Source organism: Photorhabdus heterorhabditis (genome assembly GCF_018448905.1).
GTDB classification, from domain to species: domain Bacteria; phylum Pseudomonadota; class Gammaproteobacteria; order Enterobacterales; family Enterobacteriaceae; genus Photorhabdus; species Photorhabdus heterorhabditis.
The window spans coordinates 94,994-114,262 of record NZ_RCWA01000009.1 but is presented as its reverse complement, the minus strand read 5'-3'; the positions used below and the strand labels follow the sequence as shown (position 1 = coordinate 114,262).

Below are 19,269 nucleotides of genomic sequence, written 5' to 3'. Positions count from 1 at the left end.
TGATGACGTGGCTACTCCCTACACACCCGATGATTCGTCCATGCCTGACGACTCACGACAAACCGAAATACACATTGCTAATCTGCCCCTTTGCCGGGGGCAGTAGCAGTGCATTCCGCCAATGGTTCACATTGGAAAATTCAGATATCGCGGCTTCACTGGTGATTTACCCCGGACATGACAGTCGTATGAATGAACATGCTGCCACCCGGATTGAGCCATTAGCACAATCACTTGCCGATCTGATCGTATCATTCACTCCTGCACAGAGAGAGAACTTGATACTGTTTGGTCATAGCATGGGCGCTCAGGTCGCCTTTGAAACTTGCCAACGCCTTGAACAGCATAATTGTTCTCTCAAAGCACTAGTACTTTCGGGGTGTCATGCACCCCATCTTCAATCCCACCGCCAACTGAGCGGATTGCCTGATCATGAATTCATTGAACAGCTGATTGATATCGGCGGTTGCAGTCCGATGTTACGAGAAGATCCCGGATTACTTGAGTTGTTCTTACCCATGCTACGAGCTGACTTTTTTGCTACAGAGCACTATCACCATGTTATTCAACCTGATTCAGTAAAACTGCAAACACCAACGCTATTGCTTTATGGCAACGAAGACCAAGAAGCTTCTGCTATGGAAGTTCAGCAGTGGCATCATTGGCTTGCAGATGACTCGCAAAACCTTTCGTATTGCTGCCAGGAAGTTGCCGGCGACCATTTTTATATTACTCAAGATCCTCAGAGCGTTATTCGTCACGTTACACAGTTTATACAATATGTCTATTTACAGGAGTTCGCATAATGGCACCTTTTTCTATCCTAGGGAAAACACTGACTATGACGCCAGACTATCTTTGGAATGGCAAAACGCTGGACCAACAACTTGCCGGTTGGTCTAGTATCTGGGGTAATAAAACAGCGCTGATCTATCAAGAACAACAGCTAACTTACCGCGAATTGCACCAATCCGCAGAAAGATTGGCCAGTGGATTATTTCACCGTGGAATACGTCGTGGTGATAACGTCATAGTACAACTGCCTAACCGCATCTCCTTTGTCATCACCTGTTTTGCTTTGTTCAGACTGGGTGCTCATCCAGTGTTATTAATGCCTACACAACGGGCACATGATATTCATGCGCTTTGCCAGATTGCGCGCCCGGTGGCTTACATTATCCCTGATTGTATTCATGGTTTTGATTATCGGGAAATGGCGCGGGAAGTGGCGGCATCTTGTCCCGATCTGAAACACATTATCGTTGATGGAGAAGCGGAGGAGTTTACCGCATTAGCATCCATTGATGATGAACCGCTCAATGTTCCTGGACCAACCTATAGTGATATTGCTGTCTTGTTACTTTCAGGCGGAACAACCGGTACACCGAAATTAATTCCGCGTACGCACGACGCCTATACCTATGATTTTGTCCTCTCTGCCCGTCTATGTGCGATAAATACGGACAGTGTTTATTTAGCCGTATTGCCTGTTGCCCATAATTTCACCTTAGGCAGCCCCGGTATTCTGGGTACCCTTTCCCAAGGGGGATGTGTACTCTTGAGTGATACCGCCAGCTGTGATGAAGCCATGCCATTGATCGAACGGCACAAGGTGACACATTTAGCATTAGTTCCCGCTCTTGCACGCCTCTGGGAACAGGCCCGCGACTGGGAACAAAGCGACCTTTCATCCCTGCGTTGCTTACAAGTCGGTGGTGGCAGGCTCACACCGGAACTGGCTGAACAGGTCATGACACGCCTTGGTCCTTTGCAACAGGTATTTGGTACAGCAGAAGGATTACTCTGTTACACCCGATTGGACGATCCCCACGAGGTCATCATTAATACCCAGGGGCGCCCGCTGTCAGAAGAAGATGAGATCAAAATCGTTGATGCCAATTTGCAACCTGTTGCACCCGGTGAGGTAGGTGAACTTATTACACGAGGCCCCTACACCATTACCGGATATTATCGTGCAGAACAGCATAATGCCGTCGCTTTTACCACTGATGGATTCTACCGTACCGGCGATCTGGTTCGTATGACTTCAAATGGCAACCTGATCGTTGAAGGTCGAATTAAAGAGCAGATTAACCGCAGTGGGGAGAAAATTTCGACGCAAGAAGTTGAAACATTGTTGCTGCAACATCCTGACATTAATGACGCGGTTGTCATTGCTGTTCCAGATGAACTATTGGGTGAACGCATTTGCACCTGCCTGCTCAAGAGTGGCAATCAACCAGAACCCGCACAGATACAGGCATTTTTGCATCAGAAAGGCGTTCAACGCCATAAAATCCCTGATCAATGGTTGTTTGTGGCGTATTGGCCATTAACCACTGTAGGAAAAATCGACAAACGCCAATTAATACAGATGGCACAAGCAGAACATGGCTATCCAATGCAGCAATATCATGAACACACTATCGCTATTACCCGTAATCCGTTAGATCTCATCACTCATTTGCTCTCAGATGATAATGATTCACAACCTTGTACGCTCTATGAAGCAAAAGATGAATGGTCATTGGGGATGGGCTGTGCCGCGACTATAAGTGTAAATGCATCGGGACAATTGATTGATTCACAAGGTAATCATCATCCATACGATATTAATACATTAAGTCAAAAGCTTGAGCAGGCGCTTAATGCTCTCCCTATCAAAGACTGGCGTGCTTATGGAAGAACACTATTTGAGTTTTCCCATATGACCTATGGATTACCATTAGAACAACAAGATGAAGCACTCATTAAAATCACTATTCCACAGCATGAATTACGCATAACTCAAGGACAGGTTCTGATACGGACACTTGAAGAAGATCAGATCGCTATATTGAGCGAGAAAATCATGCAAGCTGATCAATCAAGCACACCGGCTTTCCCATATACAAAACATATGGAAATTATCAATACATCAGACGCGGCAAAACATTATCAAGCTAACGTAGCGAATGCGGTTAAGGACATTGCCGAAGGTCACTACCAAAAAGTGATCCTGTCACGCAAAGTAGAGCTTGGGTCCAATATTGATATGACACATAGCTACTGGTTGGGCCGTCAGGCTAACACGCCTGCCCGCTCTTTCTTCTTACGTGATGAAGATTTCTCTGCTTATGGTTTCAGTCCAGAAACCGTGGTTGAGGCGGATGGTTCAGGTTGGGTCAGCACCCAACCACTGGCAGGTACCAGAGCATTGACCCATGACAAAGAGCAAGATCAACAGCTACGTGCAGATTTACTTTCTGACCCGAAAGAAATCTCCGAACACGCAGTTTCTGCCAAACTGGCATTAGAAGAATTGGCGCCGATTTGTCAGACTGAAACGCTTTGTGTGTCAGAATTTATGGCTATTCGTGAACGTGGTTCGGTACAACATTTGGCATCACGAGTAAAAGGATTACTACAAACAGACAAAAATCGTTGGGATGCGTTCATCGTCCTATTCCCGGCAGTCACTGCTTCGGGGATACCGAAGAAACCTTCTTTACAGGCAATTTCACGCTATGAAGGTGAACCCCGTCGGCTCTATAGCGGTTGCGTCATGTTATTAGATAGCTCAGGTAAACTGGATGCCGCGCTGGTATTACGCTCTCTCTATCAACATAAAGGACGCTGTTGGCTTCAGGCTGGCGCGGGGCTAGTCAGAGATTCCAAACCAGAAAGAGAATGGCAGGAAACCTGCGAAAAACTTGACTGTATTATGAAATACGTTCGCCCTTATTCCGAAAAAGAAGATTAATAACACTGCGGGAAAAATCTGGACCCGCTCTGATTTTTCCTGGGTAGTTAATCTGTAACAAAATAGTCGCTCATCCTATGAAGGAGAAAGCAATACGGATGAGCGTACTGTACTATTCCTGTATTGGCTATTTTTGCCCATCCCCCGATAGGGTTCAAAGTTGATGATGAAAAATGGAGACTGTAATTTAAATTGTGTATTTGCCTGCTTTTGATATGTTACATCCAACAACAAAGCAGGCATATTATGGACGAGAAAAAACTTAAAGCACTTGCAGCTGAATTTGCAAAAGGCATCAAAACGGAAGCTGACCTTAATCAGTTCACCCGAATGCTGACTAAACTTACCGTCGAAACTGCATTAAATGCAGAGCTGACTGAGCATTTAGGGCATGAAAAAAATGCCGCTAAATCAGGCTCTAATACTCGTAATGGCTATTCCTCTAAAACGTTACTGACCGATGATGGCGAGTTTGAATTGACCACGCCACGGGATCGTGAAGGCAGCTTTGAACCTCAATTAATCAAGAAGAATCAAACTCGTATTACGCAGATGGATAGCCAAATTCTCGCCCTCTATGCTAAAGGCATGACAACGCGTGAAATCGTGGCAACGTTCAAAGAGATGTACGATGCGGATGTCTCTCCAACACTGATTTCCAAAGTCACAGATGCAGTAAAAGAACAAGTTCAAGAATGGCAAAATCGCCCCCTGGAGTCACTGTATCCCATTGTTTATCTTGACTGTATTGTTGTGAAAGTGCGACACGACGGTAGTGTTATCAACCCGTCAGTTTTTCTTGCACTTGCGATTAATACTGACGGTCATAAAGAACTTCTCGGTATGTGGATAGCTGAAAATGAAGGGGCTAAATTTTGGTTATCGGTGCTTACTGAGCTGAAAAATCGGGGTGTTCAGGACATTCTCATTGCGTGTGTTGATGGTCTAAAAGGTTTTCCTGACGCGATAAATAGCGTTTATCCACAAACTCAGATCCAGTTATGCATCATCCATATGGTGCGTAATAGCTTAAAATATGTCTCATGGAAAGATTACAAAGCGGTAACCGCCGGACTGAAAACAATTTATCGAGCAGCAACAGAAGCATCAGCATTGATAGCACTCGATAAATTTGCTCAAGCGTGGGATGACAAATATCCACAAATCAGCAAGAGTTGGTACGCCCATTGGGAGAATCTAAACACGTTCTTTGCCTATCCCGAAGATATCCGTAAAGCCATTTATACGACGAATGCAATAGAATCCCTCAACAGTGTGCTCCGCCATGCGATTAAAAAACGTAAGGTATTTCCAACGGAAGATTCTGTGCGTAAAGTTATCTATTTGGCGATTGAATCAGCTTCAAAAAAATGGAGCATGCCGATCCAAAACTGGAAACAAGCGATGAGTCGTTTTATTATTGAGTTCGGTGACCGCCTGGACGGCCACATTTAATGAAAGGCAAATACACAGAATTATTTACAGGGTCGGCACAAGCGTTAAAGGATGCCCTTCACCACTCCAAAGGGGGGTTCCCAATTCATTTAACAGAATCATCGGAATTTCATTGGGCTTCGCGCGCAGATAACCACGTTTATTATCAGATTGCAGTATCTGCATAATGGCTTCCAGGGTTGTTCCTACAGGTGCCTTAATATCGACGCCGTTAAGGTGAATCAGGCGGTAGTGCATATCACGTGCTTGTGATGTCAATAAACCAAGGGTGTGAGAAACTTCAGCTGCGACTATCATGCCAAGAGCCACAGATTCACCATGAGTCAGTCTTCCATTACAGCTTAATTCGATAGCGTGCCCTACAGTGTGACCATATTCGAATACAAGGGCATGATGTCTCTCCCGCTTATCGTTAACCATGACTTTTTGTTTGGTCAAAGCACCCGCCTGAACGATGCATGCAAGTGTTTGTTCGTCGTAATCCGCTTCTGCATTCAGTGTCCTAGTTAAAAATGGGATATTTTCGGTTTCTAATATCAGCACATTTTTAATGATTTCGCATAATCCAGATCGCAAGTGTTGGGACGGCAACGTCAGCAAGAAAGCAGTATCAGCAAAAACCGCTTCTGGCGTATGAAAACAACCCATCAGATTTTTGCCTTGTGGCATGTTCACCGCTTGTTTAAGAGAAATAACAGAATCGCTCATTGCAATCAGGCTAGTGGGAATATGCACGAAACGAATACCACGAAATAGTAGCGCGGCCAGCAGCCCTGCTATATTGCCGATAACCCCCCCTCCCATCGCGACAATAACACTTTTGCGATCAACATCCGTATTAAGCAATTGATTTGCCAAATAATCCAATGTATTGAGTGATTTATTTGCTTCTCCTTCTGGAATTGACCAGACCCAAACCGGCACCTTTGTTTTTAGAGTTAGCCGTTGTACGAAAGGAGCAGCATGAAGCTGGTTTACGGTATCGTCAGTAATGATATGCAGAGAAGACGCCGACATCTCAGCTAAATGCGCCGAAATTTCCTCTGTGCAGTGGCTCCCTATCCAGAAAGGATAAGCAACATCTTCAAAACGCAACTCAATTTTATGCATAGAATGCGCATTATCTTGAAGTAAACAGGATGAAACATTGCTTTTTTCATGTAACTTATTGTTATTAAAAGGTATATCAATACCATTTTTTTCGGTATTTATCATTTTTTTACCTATGATTAAGGTGATAATGGCATTGGTTCATCAGATGATTGTGCATTAAGCTTCTTGTTTATTATTTCTGCGAGGTTATTAATTCCCATTGACAAATGTTCGTATTTCGACCAACCCAGAGTGCAGTCAAGGAGTGCTTCCAGACGTACCATAAATTCAATGGCATCCCGTGCAGGGATCTCTAACCATCCTCGCTTGATGAGTTCTTCTGCGTCATCTCCCGTTGTCTCACAGGCGATTTTGATAATTAATTGACGAATATAACCTACTGATATTGACATGATTTCTCCCAAAATCTTTCTGCATGGTAAACTGCTTGCCCGGTATGGAAACATGTTTGTGCCAGACGTTGTGCATGGACAATAATTGCATCAATCGTTTCCTGATCGGTTTGGCTGGCATAATTAGATAGTGCTGCATATTTATCTGCTAATGTTTGATCGATACTGATGGCTTCTAGTATGCTGAATTTTCGCTCTGCCAACTGTTTTTCCAAAATATCCAGTGTAAATTCAGCTGCATAGGGCAGGTCTTCGTAAAAAGCAAGTTGCCATTGATGATTATGTAGTGAACAAATGGCGTGATGGACAATCTGATGGTCGATATGATGACCAATGGCGGCTGGCGCAATCACAACATCAGGGCTGGACCCTGCCAAGACCTGCTGTAGCTTCTCCAATACGATTGAAGTTCGTATGTCATTAGTAAGTTGTCCATGAGTAAATTGCAATTGGCGCTCACTCCCATCGTCATAGCCGGACAGGCTGGAATCTGAGAGCCCAAGAGGGTATAACTTCATCTTAAAATTTTGACAAAAAGTCTGCTCTTCTTTTACTCGTACTTTACTGATAACGGCGGAACCCGCATCACGCAGGGATTTAGGGAGCGCCCATCGACTTTGGGTAAATACGGTCACAACCTCTAATGTGGATACAGCCGCCAGTTGTGAGACGAAACCACCTATCGAATAAGCAATATCATCGGGATGTGGAGCAATTAAGGTCAGACGTTTACCATACCAGTCTTTTATTCTGCTCATAAGGCATACCTTTGTAACCAATGGATAGCATCGGCAGCAGGCATAATATCACTGGCACCGTCGATCATATTGAATGCAGCTTCCATTTGTCGCTCGATAGAGACATGGATTTGGTGCTGCGTAGAGAAGTGTAGAGCAAGTTCTGAAAATACCTGTTTGAAGTGGATCTCCAATTTCGTTAAAACGGCTTCAGTTGCCAGCGAAACAGCCTGATTATCAAACTTATACAGTAACAGGCCGTGTTTACCGCAAGCAGTATAGAAAGCCTCATCCAATTCTGGCGTTGCACAGATAAATTGCAGTAATGGCCCATCCCCCATGACTTTTATTGGCAACTCTGCCTGCGCAATCAGTGTGCGTAATGTGTTTGCCAGCATTGACCCACACGTGACCAGACGTTTGTAGCCTTGTTCGTCACGCATATATTTCAATGTGGCTAAAGCAGCAACAATAGGCACTGTGTCAAAATAGGCGGTATAGGTCATATGTTTAGTTTTTTGCATCATTTCAGTTGGCCCGACGAGGCAGGATAAGCGTTGCCCATTGCATAGTCCTTTGGAAAAGGTATAAAAATCAGCCTGTTCGCCAATAACCTGTGGTAACGCAGAACCAGTCACTGAACGATAGCCATTTTTGACTTCATCACTGCAAAATAGAACGCCATATTCACGGGCAAGATGAGCTATTTTTTTTAATGTTTCTGGTTTGAGATGTACATAGTCGGGAGAAATCATCACCATTGCGACTTCGCCATGATAGTTTTCTAACACATCAGCCAGTAATTCAGGGATGAAGTAGAAATCGATAATGCCGCTTTCATTTGGCTGCAAAAAATGGGAAGGCGAAGCCCATAAATCCCCCCAGCCGTGGTAACCTGCGCTGGCGATGATTTTTTTGCCTGTTATCTTCCGTGCACACTGGACAACAGCACGGCAGGCTTCAGTTCCTGAGCTGAAAAAAGCAACTTGCCCATTTGGGATACCACTATCAGCAACAATGATTTCTGCAAGAGCCTCAAAAGGCTCTGACCAGCAGGTGGAAGACCCCTGTTCATTATTTAAACTGGAGATTATTGCTTCTGTGACTACCGGATGATGATGTCCCAACGTGATGCTACCTTTGCCATTCATCAGGTCAATATAGTCTTTTCCATCACTCAGTCTGACGATAGCACCACTTGCAGATAGAGCACGTAAGTTTGGTGCCGGTACGCCAACAGCAGAGGCGATTTTTTCAGGTTTACTCATAGACACTCCCCGATATTTCAGTCGGTTGCATATTCGCGATGCTTTCAATAATCAAGTTGTGGTACTGGATAAAAGTTTGGAATAACAAGGTGAGATCTTCACATAATCGCATCTTACCTATAGGGCTAAATTGACGTACTTCCCGGCGGAAACCGTCAAGCAGCAAAAGCAGCGCAACAGGTAAGGAAGTGAATATCACTGGTAAATTATCATTCTCTGTCTGGTTACTGTTGTACATCAGCTGTAATGTGGCGGGCGGCAGTTGATATACCAACAGAAAAACAGCTATCTCCAATTCTGGCCAGCTTATCCCTCCCCAGTTAGCCTCCTGATGAAAACGGTAGAGATGCCCATCCTTGTCAACTTGCCAGTGCCAATCACCAAAGGCATAGCTAAGGGAAGAGCGTATTGGTCGGGTACTTCCTGCAAAAGGAGGAATATTGAGTGAATCGAGCCAAATGGGTAAGTCAGGTAATTTGTGTTCACTCAATTTACTTTTACCCATTTTGTGTTGCAGGCGTTCCCATGCATTACGAATGGCTGCTCCTATTGGAATCTGAGGTAGCTGGCCGACAATATCTATTAATGGTGATTGGCTGACAGACTGAATAACAGCGTTGCACTGTGTAAGCCAAACTTGATGATTTTCATGAGGTGTTTCAGCCATAAGATCCCGTAATGGCCGCAATCCCGGAAGATGTTGAGCAATATGATAACCATCAAGAAACCACGCCTCAGGATGGGCAGTATTGGCTTGCTTCACCCGATTGAATTCCGTGAGTCCATAGGTGCTTTCCCCAATAAATCTCAGGTGCAACAATGGCGTTTCATGTTTATCCGTGACTAACAAGGGAGTTTTTTTGGGGTTAATCAACCTTCTTGCATATTTTTCCATTGCTGGCGAGTTCCAAGGCAACCAAGCCTCACCCAAGCCATATCTTTTTTCCATTGTTGGGCAATGGATAAAGATCTGTGTATCCGCGTTATTTATTATTGTCGAATTCAGTAAATCAGACGCTGGTATCGCAGAAATCAATGTAGAAAGAAAATGGCGGTGATCATTTTTTAACAACAGTTGCCAGAGTGAACGCCGTTCACGTGTCATCAGTGGTGATCGCACAAATACGGTTGACCATGAAGCTGATGTTGTGATTTTTCTCACATGCCCAATGCTGGCAAACCAGATGTTTTCTGCTTTGAAGGCTAACCATTCCGCAAGTTTTTCAACGGTATTGCCTGTATCGGGTTGATCATCAACAATCACGACGTCTGGACGTTCAGATTGTGCGTCAAGAAGACGAAATAGAGTATCCAACTCTGAAGGATGGTACTGACAATAGGCGTTAATATGCCTTAAAGGGCGCAGTGTTAGCCATGCAGGGGGCACACCATTAATCTGAGTTAATCCTGCAACCCAACGTGGAATAAGAAAACTCCCACCACTGCGGAGACCGACAACCACGATGGAACGCCCGGAGGCAAACTGGCGGGCAAAACGGATTGCATCATCCACACAGACTTCGGTATCCCCTAAATCATAGCCATAACACTCTGGCAAGGGGAGTGCCAAAATACGGGTCAGTAGATCCATCCAGGGAGAAAATTGACCTTGCAATACAAGGCCTATTTGTTGAGAACACTCCGTTTCAGCCGTGATTTTATGACCACCAGCGATAGACAAAGCGGCCTGTTGCGCATGTGTAGCAGAACATTTGGCCTGACGGCGGACAGATAACGGCTGTTGACTGACTTCAGTAAGAAGACTTAGGTCGCTCCATATTTGTCCCAGAGCGCAGGCTGATACATAACCATCACCGTTTTGAGCATATTCAGTGGCGAATAACTTCGCCACTAACTCTGAGGGGGTAATCTGTATTCTAGCAACCTTGCCTAGGTATTTAGTCATTCTGCCCTCATTTTGTCCGCATAGTGCTAATAATCGCAATCGGATCAACTTCAGACAATTTAAAACGGCCTTTCCCCTCTGTGGCTATGGGAGCCAGAGCACGTTGAATATACGTTTCAATTTCCTCTGTGATGCCATAAGGGATAAGACTAAGTTGTCTGACAAATTGTTGACATTGGCCCTCAGAGAGTACATTTGCATGATAGGCAAGCAAGTACTCTTTGCAGCGTTTAAACTGACTTTGCCAAATCGCGATTTCACCTGCGATTGAGGCAGCAGAACCTGCATTTACCGCGATTTCAGGAACGTGGTGCAAAACTAAATTACGCAATCCGGCATTTTCTGGAGCAGTAACCAACCGCTGCAATGTAGCCGACAAATCACGACGATGTAACAAGCTGACTGCGATCCGTTCAGCCCCAACCCGGGAGAGTGGTTTTTGTACCATCCGCATCAACGTCTGCTCTGGCCATACTGCTGAAAAGAGTAATCCCATCTGCCCTGCGGTGGTGTGAAGGCATTCCCACTGTTCTTGGTCATCCTCTGTTTTTTCCAGCTTCTCAATAATTCGGTGAAAAGCATCCCAGGCATGGTCAAAACCAGCAAGGTAAGCGCTGGTGACCTCATCACGTATAGATTCATTCAGACAGAGTGCAGCGAGCGTTGAGGCAAAGGGCAACGAATAAACTGTGATACGCTGAACAGAAAAATCAATCACAGCCCGGTAATTAACATAAGCGTGGAATAGATCACTCCAGGGAGAATGTCCCAGCATGTCATATACATGAGAAGCTTCATCATTAGGCACATAGGAGAAATCATAAGCAGTATCGAATAGCACCCGCAACCAAAGCACCAGTTGTTCGAGATCCTGTCTCTGCCAATGTAAGCCATCAGCGCGCTTTAAACGTAAGAAAAGTGTCCAAGTGCCTAATTGGCAGACCCGATTTGATGATATCTGCCATTGTGGTTTCCATTCTGAAATACGTGAAGCCAATGCATCGAAGACATATAAGCGACCAATCTCCTCTTCCGGGGCATTCGGAAGCTCGCAGAACTCAACAACCAACTCCTTCTCATTAAAGAGGAAACTGGCCTTGTGTACGACAAAGGGCAGAGAAATCTCAAAGAGGTTATTAGTTAACCTTAAAAGGCAAGAGCGGGCATCACCAAAACCATCAGCGATATTGATCAATTTATGTAAAAGCGCAGGTAGATCAGGCCCCGATTCAGCCCGGAAACGAACCAGCATCCACTGATGCAATAGATTGTGTAACTGGTGAGCATTTTCTATCGGTAGCTGTTCCGGTGTCATATTACCGGCGACAGGCATTAAAACCTGCCAACGTAAGAAATCATCCCCCAAGATTTCTACAACATCTTCTTTTAATTCAAGAAAAAAAGTATCCGGCATAGGGTTATGACGAACATGTTCTACCCATCCCTGGAAAACGCATAATGCCGATTTTTCTGTGGCAGAAAGCGTTGATAGCTGAGCAAACTCCATCCAATCGCTGAGCAGATCTAGATAATTTTGATACGTGATCAGCTCATGTCTATCAACCACATCGGCTAATACCGCCTTGAGTACCTGATCGTAAGTATCCACTAAATCTATGCGACAAAGTGCCCTCAAGGTGAATAATTTCGCCTGATGTAACGCTTTCATCAGGCTATCCGTAGCTTGTAGCAAATCAGCAGCTTCACTCGCTCCTGCCAGTGCTGCGGCTGCTTTAAAGCGCTTAAGTGGAGACAGGAAAGCCACATAGTCAGCAAACGCTTCGGGCGCATAAACCAGATTCGCCAGTGCAATCGGTGACAATTGGCGATGATGGATAACTTCAAACAGTTCGTGAACAGAAAGTGTAGAACCTGCTGCCTGGGTTAACGCGTGTAAAATGTTGATCCGGTCTGCATCTTCATAAATGGGAATAATGTCTGTATCTGCAAGCACATGAAGTAGACACTCCAGTAGCAGACGCCCATCCCCATTTGGGGACGTTATCGCAACATCAATCCATTGCGCCAATGGCATTGAGGGAATTCTCTCAATCCATGATTCGGCTTTGATAAATAACATCAGCAGGCGCAGGTCATTGAGTTGCCTGATCTTGTCTGCCAATGTTGGGATAGCCTTACATAAGTGCGGTAATGTCGATTGCGGATCGGTTTTGGCTCTGAAAGCACAGAGATAATCTGTTGTTTCGTCAGTTGCTGACCAATGAGCAGGGTAGAGCGTCATTGCTTTCTCACCGACTTGTGCCAGGAGCCAACCTGTTAAACTTGGGCTTCGGACAATGTCACCATGCTGTAACCATGTGTCCATTGGAAAAAGAGTACGTTGCCTGAGTGAAACACCGATTTTTTCCTCTAATACCGGTAAGCCAGCCAGCGCACGTTGCAAAACATCCGAAAGATCTTGAGAAGACAGCGCCGTAGTGGGCAGAGATTCTCTATCGTCAAAAATATGCTGTACAGCAGCGGACAAATTAACCGATTCAATGGTTTCCGTTTCCAATTCGATAAGTGGTTTTTGCGCACTAAAGTAGGCTTGCTCTCCCACACTATTAATAATGACCAAAGGAACTGCGGGGATATTGGTTAACTGGGTAAGAAAAACAGGCAATTTTTGTTGACGGAACATGATGCCAGCATGTTCACTGGCAACGCCTGATTCAACGAAGACAGCCACAAGAGTGGATCGCACTGGCAAAGGAAGACGCAAATAACGAGACCAAGCATCGTCTAATGTGGATGCCGAAAGGAAAACGCCTAAATTAGGCTTTGCAGGATGCAGCAATGTTGTTACGGGAACCACCTGCATACTACGTGCCAGCTCTTCTTTCACTTCAGTGGTTAACTGTTCAACCTGACGCTCAAGTACATAACCCGGAGCGGGACGTGCCTGTACTAACCAAATCTTATCCACGCGAACCTGACATAATTGAGCGCCATACCACAAAGGTGCAGCTAACGTTGGCCAATGATAGGCCACAGAGTTTGCCCTTGAGCCGGGGGATTGTGCCGACGCAAAACCAAAACCGAACGCCAGTTCTCCCCGGATACCTTCAGAGGCATGTAAAGTCAATCCGGTCACGGAAACCAGGCCATGATCCGTTTCCAAAACCCACTCAGTGTCTAACGCAATTTCAGAGAGATATTGATGTAATTGATTGATAATTTTATTTAAATCATGACATGCATCGTCTGTCAGATACGGAGCCTGTAAAGCGCCCACTGTAGATGGCGTACCTTCAATCAATTTTTGAACAAAACAGGTGATTGGCTGCGGTTGATAACCCGGATCACTTAACCGTTGCTGTTCAATGGATTGAAGTTCAAATCCACTGAAAGCTACCGCAGAAAGCGTATCACTAAAATCTGCCGGACAATGACAGATGATACTGGCATAGCCTCCAGCATTCACGAAAGTATCACCATCCTCCAAACCCGCACTGCGAATAATCCAGGGGGCAGGACCACAAACTTTCTCAACCTGTTTTATCCAGTCGGGGTGCTCAGTGATGTACTGACTGTAGAGGGTGCGTAGCAGCGCAGTATCTGCTTGCGGATAATGTCTTACAATGGCAAGCGCTTTATCAGCCGCAAATCCCACTAAAGGTGGAACCAATGCTGAAAAATCAGTGTGCCGGGAAAGTTGTTGTAATCGTTCAAATTTTGCAGCCATACGTTTTATCTTCTTACCTTTAAAGCCATAATCTCAAATGATTTTTCGCGTTAACAAGAACAAGCCTAGATTTTCCACCTATCTCTTCATTCTCTATAACGTGCAATGCTGTATTACTAATACGCATATGCCAGCGTTGTAATAGGGAGATTTCCAGCCCTAGCAACACAAACATTGCTAACTCTATAGTGAATGCATGGGAAACGATCAGAGTGACCTTTTCCCGGCCACGCTGTTGGTGCCGTTGACGCAAGAAATCGGTCACTCGTGCTCGTTGTTCAATAACAGTTTCTACTTCAGGTCTTACTTTAATTGTGGGACTATTCAAACGTTCTTCCAGCATTGCATCCCATTCCGGCAAACTTAATGGCGGTATCAGTGAAGGTGCTATACGCACTTCTTCCAAACGCTCATCAGATATCAACGGTAAATTGTACCGTGCAGTGAGAAATTTGGCCGTTTGCATTGTTCGGACCATTGGGCTGCTAAATATCTTGTCTCCGATTAACTCCTTGGGAAAATTATCTGCTAATAATTGTGCTTGTTGCTGGCCCATTTCCGTCAGTGGTGAATCAGGCAAAACTGAACTGATTAACACATGGTCATCCTGTAGATTGCATGTTGCTTCTGCGTGTCGGATGAACACAAAACGATGGCAATGTGTTGACGTCATAATAGTTTTGACCTTTTAGATTCACAGATGCTCGGCATGGCTCATTACCTTCTCCAGAGCACGCTGGACATCAAGCATGTCAGTTTCTTCTGCAAGTAAAAAATGATGCGGCAAGGCAATGTGGCTATGGGAGAATACCTCCGCTATTGGCAGACTAAAACGCTGCGGCTGAACGGATGACTGAAAGTCTTTTCCTAATGCGAAACGCCGCCGACTCTCGGGTTGGTATAACGTACATTGATTTAATGCGGCATACATAGGCTTACAAGGTAAATTCAGCTCTGCTGACAGGGCTTCTGCCAGTTTTTCTACTGAAACCTTCTCTAAGACAGATTCAGGTAATCCAATGACATAGCTATAATAGACACGTTCAGTGGTACCCAGAGTGGTTTGCTGAGGAAAACAGCCAATTTGCAGCATCAGCTCATCCAAATATTCAGCATTACAGCGCCGGATAGCATTCTCGGTATCAAGTTTTTCTAATTGAGCTAACAAAATTGCGGCATGAAATTCAGACAAGCAATAGTTCGAACCCATTAACTCAGCAGTTTCTAATAACTCCATATGATCCAACGGTGGTGGTACACTGCTTAATGTACGTCCATCGGCGCGTAGATGGGCTAATCGTCTAGCAATTTGCTCATCTTGAGTTAGTACCGCTCCACCTTCTCCACTGGTCAACAGCTTACTATGTTGCATGCTGAACGTTCCAGCAATACCAAATGTCCCCACATGTTGACCAGCAAAACGAGCACCGTGTGCTTGAGAGCAATCTTCAATGAGTGGCAAATTATTTTTTTCTGCAATATGCATTAAGGCATTCAGATCTGCAACCGCAGAACCGAGGTGTACAACTGTCATCGCACGACAGCGAGAAGTAATTGCTTCCTCAACCGCATTTGGATCTAAGCACCCTGTCTGAGGATTCACGTCGGTTAGCATTGGAATAGCATTAATATTAAGAACAGCTGATGCTGAAGCGACCCAAGATAAACCAGGTACAATGACTTCATCACCCGCTCCGACCCCTACTGCCTCTAAAGCCATAGTCAAGCTGGCAGTACCACTGGAAGCAGGAACACAATAATTAGCATTCGTGTAACGTGCATAAGCTTCAGCAAAACGCTGTTCAAAAGAAGGTACCCCACGGTATGGTCCACTTATTGACCAACGCTGACTATTTAAAACAGAAAGTAGATTATCTACAGTTTCGGGAGAACTTGTAGGCCACCCAGGCCAAGACATTGTTCGAATGGAAGAGCCACCATGTATTGCCAGTTTAGACACGATGAGTAATCTCCTTTTCAAATAAGAAGTGATATTAATCCAGCGAAAAATCCATAGGTATCGTTAAGCTATAAGGGATATGTCTCTCTTTCATTTACATAGAATATCCTATGTGAATTACCACCGGTTTACTAAGTTAAATAACCAATAGCACTACTACACTCAGTCCTTAAACTCAGTTATAGCTATAGGCTTTCACTTAATACAAGGTGTTACACTATTTTTAAGTTTAACTTAAATTAAATCGTAAGATTTGAAAAATATTAACATTTGGCATTCTGCTTCTTAATAGAAGATGTATTATCTCGTTTGATTTTTTAATTTCTCAATCTATAATTTATTTTAAACTATGTATAAAAATACAAACCATACAAAAAAATCAATAAATTAATAATCTAATTTTCAATATCGTGATTCACGTCATAATTAATTAATTACACGTAAACACCATAAATTAAAATATAATATTGCCAATTAGAACTACACACCAGACAATATATTTAATCTTAATAATCAAGATTATACATTAAATAATTAGATCTATACCCTATGGATTTCAAGATGCGTCGCGACGGCAAGGGAGCGAATCCCCGGGAGCATTGATAACTATGTCATAGAGAACGATGTGACCGGGTGAGTGCAGCCAACAAAGAAGCAACTTGAAAGATAACGGGTATAAATCTATGTCTATTAAAGGTGGTAAGGAAAAGATAAAGTGACATACTCAATGTAACCCTGCCATATTAAGAATTAAAAAAATGAATACCAATAAAAAGCGCCTGACTATACTGACTCAACCTGAAATTCAGGACTATTTTGGCCTGCCTCGATTTACTTTGGAGGAACGAGAATACTATTTCACCTTATCCGATACGGAACATCAGATAATACCGCAAGGTTGGTCTGTTAACTCCAGGGTGAACTTCATTCTTATACTTGGGTATTTTAAATCCAGGAAAATATTCTTTACCTACACACTGGAAGATGTCATCACGGATATCTCTTATATTCTGGCTTGCCATTTCCCTGATCATTCTGCCGCCAATATAAACGAAGGTTTTGGTCAATGGGATGACAGCGCAGTTATCAAAACTTTTAAAGGTATCACTTTACCGGAGAAAGAATTATGACCATTAAATTGGGTGTTATTGCCGATGACTTTACCGGCGCAACCGATATCGCAAGTTTTATGGTGCAAAGCGGCTGGCGGGTTGTTCAGTTACTGGTTGCACCTGATGAAAATACAGTCGTCCCACAAAATATTGATGCCATTGTTATCAGCCTAAAAAGCCGCTCTTTCCCGGTAGATGAAGCGGTGAACAACTCACTAAACACTAAAATCCTGCCGCTGGTTACGCCAAGAAGCAGGCTGTCAGCGAATATTCTTCAAATACTGCTCAACATTTGATTCCACCAGCAAGGGTAATATCGGGCCAGTAACAGATGCTCTGATGGGGGAACTAAACGCAGATATCACGCTGATCTGCCCTGCACTGCCGGTTAATGGGCGTACCGTTGTGCATGGACATCTGTTTGTTAACGGGCAACTGGTCAATAAAAGTGGTATGCAACACCCCCCAATAACACCCATGAAAGACGCTAATCTAATACGCCTGATGGAGCAACAGGCCCAGGGAAAAACAGGTCTGGTAGATCTGACATGTGTTCATCAGGGAGAGCAAGCAATCCGCAAGCAGCTAAATAAATTACAACAACAAGGCATTCGCTACGCAGTAGTAGATGCCATGTCCATGAATGATCTACTACCTATTGCCAGTGCTGTGTCAGAACTGACATTAGTAACCGGGGGTTCTGGCCTTGGTGCCGCACTTGCCAGTACAAATACCGGAAAATTATTGTCACCACCTCAGCCGGAAGGTGCAACACCCCCTGCTCAGAATAGACGTACCGTGATCCTTTCCGGCAGTTGCTCCGTAATGACCAACAAACAAGTGGCTCAGTATCAGAAGCTAGCATTAATTTTTTCCTGCATGCTCAGGAGATGTTTCATGAGTGAACAGGCGCTACGAACAGAATTAGTAGAATGGGCTCGTTCAATGTTTTACCGAGGTTATCGCAGTGGCGGTGCAGGTAATATCAGTGCCAAACTGGATGATGGCACAATTATCATCACGCCAACCAACTCCAGTTTTGGCGACTTGCAAGCTGATCGTCTTAGCAAGCTGGATATAGAGGGTAACTGGCTATCTGGCGACAAACCCACGAAAGAAGTTGCCATGCATCCAATTCTGCTTTCTAACCACGGACCTGTTGTCGGTGGCAAAACTTTACGGCAAGCTTTTTTCAATGCGGAAGAATTGGAAGATACTGCCCGGTTATATCTGACATTATTACCATACGGTTTCACCACCTTAAATAAAGGGCAAGTGCAGGAACTTGAAACTCGTTATCCCAAAAACTGAATAAAAGGAATTCATCATGGCTGAATTTGCGGCAAACCTAATATCCGCACTCTGGAAGAGGAAGGCAAAGTCATTAATGTCAGTGGCGGTGTGCAACTCAGTGATGTTCTACGCCAAGAATTACCCTGGAATGAAAAAGCCCAACTTAATCATCGGCATAAACGAGAAATTGACCAATATGCGGTATCCATGGTTGAAGATGGACAAGTTGTTTATCTTGATGCCGGCACCACCACATTTGAAATTGCCAGAGTATTGGCTGAGCGTTTTAACCTCACCATTATTACTAATGATTTTTCCATTATCCAATACCTGATGAATAAACCTCAGTTGAATCTGTTCCATACCGGGGGGTAAGTCGATAAGAGAAATCATTCTTGTGTTGGCCGCACCGCAACCATGCTACTTCGTAGCTTGAATGTAGACATTGCTTTTATTAGCACCAGTTCATGGGATCTGGAGCATGGTGTCTCCACACCACATGAAGAGAAAATATTAGTCAAACAGGCAGTACTAAAAACTGCCCGCCGCCGGGTCTTAGCGAAGTTTTACAGACGACTTAATTCTTATGAACAGGTGGAAAGC

13 protein-coding genes and 2 pseudogenes are annotated in these 19,269 nt (G+C 44.3%); 7 read left to right on the top strand and 8 right to left on the bottom strand.

What is annotated here, in order from left to right:
* The first annotated feature begins 2 nt into the window (after nt 1-2).
* The 3 genes from EAE89_RS08210 (at nt 3) to EAE89_RS08200 (ending at nt 5,197) form a co-directional block, all read left to right on the top strand.
* Nucleotides 3-806: a thioesterase II family protein gene (locus EAE89_RS08210; RefSeq protein ID WP_235525446.1), complete on the top strand. Its 804-nt coding sequence runs from the start codon at nt 3-5 to the stop codon at nt 804-806.
* A gap of 35 nt (nt 807-841) precedes the next feature.
* Nucleotides 842-3,742 carry a salicylate synthase gene (locus EAE89_RS24165; protein ID WP_339423130.1) on the top strand — a complete coding sequence of 967 codons (2,901 nt, stop codon included), beginning with the start codon at nt 842-844 and terminating at the stop codon, nt 3,740-3,742.
* Nucleotides 3,743-3,988: 246 nt separating this feature from the next.
* Nucleotides 3,989-5,197, top strand: a complete 1,209-nt coding sequence (locus EAE89_RS08200) for an IS256 family transposase (RefSeq protein ID WP_149616536.1) — start codon at nt 3,989-3,991, stop codon at nt 5,195-5,197.
* 24 nt (nt 5,198-5,221) lie between these two features.
* On the opposite strand, the gene EAE89_RS08195 is transcribed toward EAE89_RS08200, so the two are convergent.
* Genes EAE89_RS08195 through EAE89_RS08160 form a run of 8 tightly spaced genes read right to left on the bottom strand, consistent with a single transcriptional unit; the run spans nt 5,222 to nt 16,261 of the window.
* Entirely contained in the window at nt 5,222-6,412 is a 1,191-nt protein-coding gene (locus EAE89_RS08195; protein WP_054478524.1) for a 2-deoxy-scyllo-inosose synthase, read from the bottom strand.
* A gap of 14 nt (nt 6,413-6,426) precedes the next feature.
* Nucleotides 6,427-6,702 carry a DUF6137 domain-containing protein gene (locus EAE89_RS08190; RefSeq protein ID WP_054478522.1) on the bottom strand — a complete coding sequence of 92 codons (276 nt, stop codon included), beginning with the start codon at nt 6,700-6,702 and terminating at the stop codon, nt 6,427-6,429.
* On the bottom strand, nt 6,687-7,460 hold the full coding sequence (locus EAE89_RS08185; protein WP_054478520.1) for a PIG-L deacetylase family protein: 774 nt from the start codon (nt 7,458-7,460) through the stop codon (nt 6,687-6,689). The genes EAE89_RS08190 and EAE89_RS08185 overlap by 16 nt, the downstream gene beginning before the upstream one ends.
* Nucleotides 7,457-8,707, bottom strand: coding sequence for an aminotransferase class III-fold pyridoxal phosphate-dependent enzyme (locus tag EAE89_RS08180; protein ID WP_054478518.1), 1,251 nt, complete (start codon nt 8,705-8,707; stop codon nt 7,457-7,459). Before EAE89_RS08180 ends, EAE89_RS08185 begins: the two co-directional genes overlap by 4 nt.
* The gene (locus EAE89_RS08175) at nt 8,700-10,613 is read right to left on the bottom strand and encodes a hypothetical protein (protein ID WP_054478516.1); all 1,914 of its coding nucleotides are present in this window, start codon (nt 10,611-10,613) and stop codon (nt 8,700-8,702) included. Before EAE89_RS08175 ends, EAE89_RS08180 begins: the two co-directional genes overlap by 8 nt.
* A 7-nt stretch (nt 10,614-10,620) precedes the next feature.
* Nucleotides 10,621-14,301, bottom strand: a complete 3,681-nt coding sequence (locus EAE89_RS08170; RefSeq protein ID WP_214085666.1) for a hypothetical protein — start codon at nt 14,299-14,301, stop codon at nt 10,621-10,623.
* A 19-nt stretch (nt 14,302-14,320) separates the two neighbouring features.
* The gene (locus EAE89_RS08165) at nt 14,321-14,974 is read right to left on the bottom strand and encodes a histidine phosphatase family protein (RefSeq protein ID WP_072161862.1); all 654 of its coding nucleotides are present in this window, start codon (nt 14,972-14,974) and stop codon (nt 14,321-14,323) included.
* Nucleotides 14,975-14,995: 21 nt separating this feature from the next.
* Entirely contained in the window at nt 14,996-16,261 is a 1,266-nt protein-coding gene (locus EAE89_RS08160; protein ID WP_214085665.1) for a DegT/DnrJ/EryC1/StrS aminotransferase family protein, read from the bottom strand.
* A 758-nt stretch (nt 16,262-17,019) separates the two neighbouring features.
* Here EAE89_RS08160 and EAE89_RS23535 point away from each other — a divergent pair.
* The 4 genes and pseudogenes from EAE89_RS23535 to EAE89_RS08140 form a co-directional block, all read left to right on the top strand.
* Nucleotides 17,020-17,286, top strand: a pseudogene (locus tag EAE89_RS23535) (DUF4158 domain-containing protein); the annotation flags it as partial.
* Between the two features lie 101 nt (nt 17,287-17,387).
* Nucleotides 17,388-17,669: a four-carbon acid sugar kinase family protein gene (locus EAE89_RS24000; RefSeq protein ID WP_339423122.1), complete on the top strand. Its 282-nt coding sequence runs from the start codon at nt 17,388-17,390 to the stop codon at nt 17,667-17,669.
* Nucleotides 17,641-18,684: a four-carbon acid sugar kinase family protein gene (locus EAE89_RS24160; RefSeq protein WP_339423129.1), complete on the top strand. Its 1,044-nt coding sequence runs from the start codon at nt 17,641-17,643 to the stop codon at nt 18,682-18,684. Before EAE89_RS24000 ends, EAE89_RS24160 begins: the two co-directional genes overlap by 29 nt.
* A 39-nt stretch (nt 18,685-18,723) precedes the next feature.
* Nucleotides 18,724-19,254 (top strand): annotated as a pseudogene (locus tag EAE89_RS08140) (DeoR/GlpR family DNA-binding transcription regulator); the annotation flags it as partial.
* Nucleotides 19,255-19,269 lie beyond the last annotated feature (15 nt).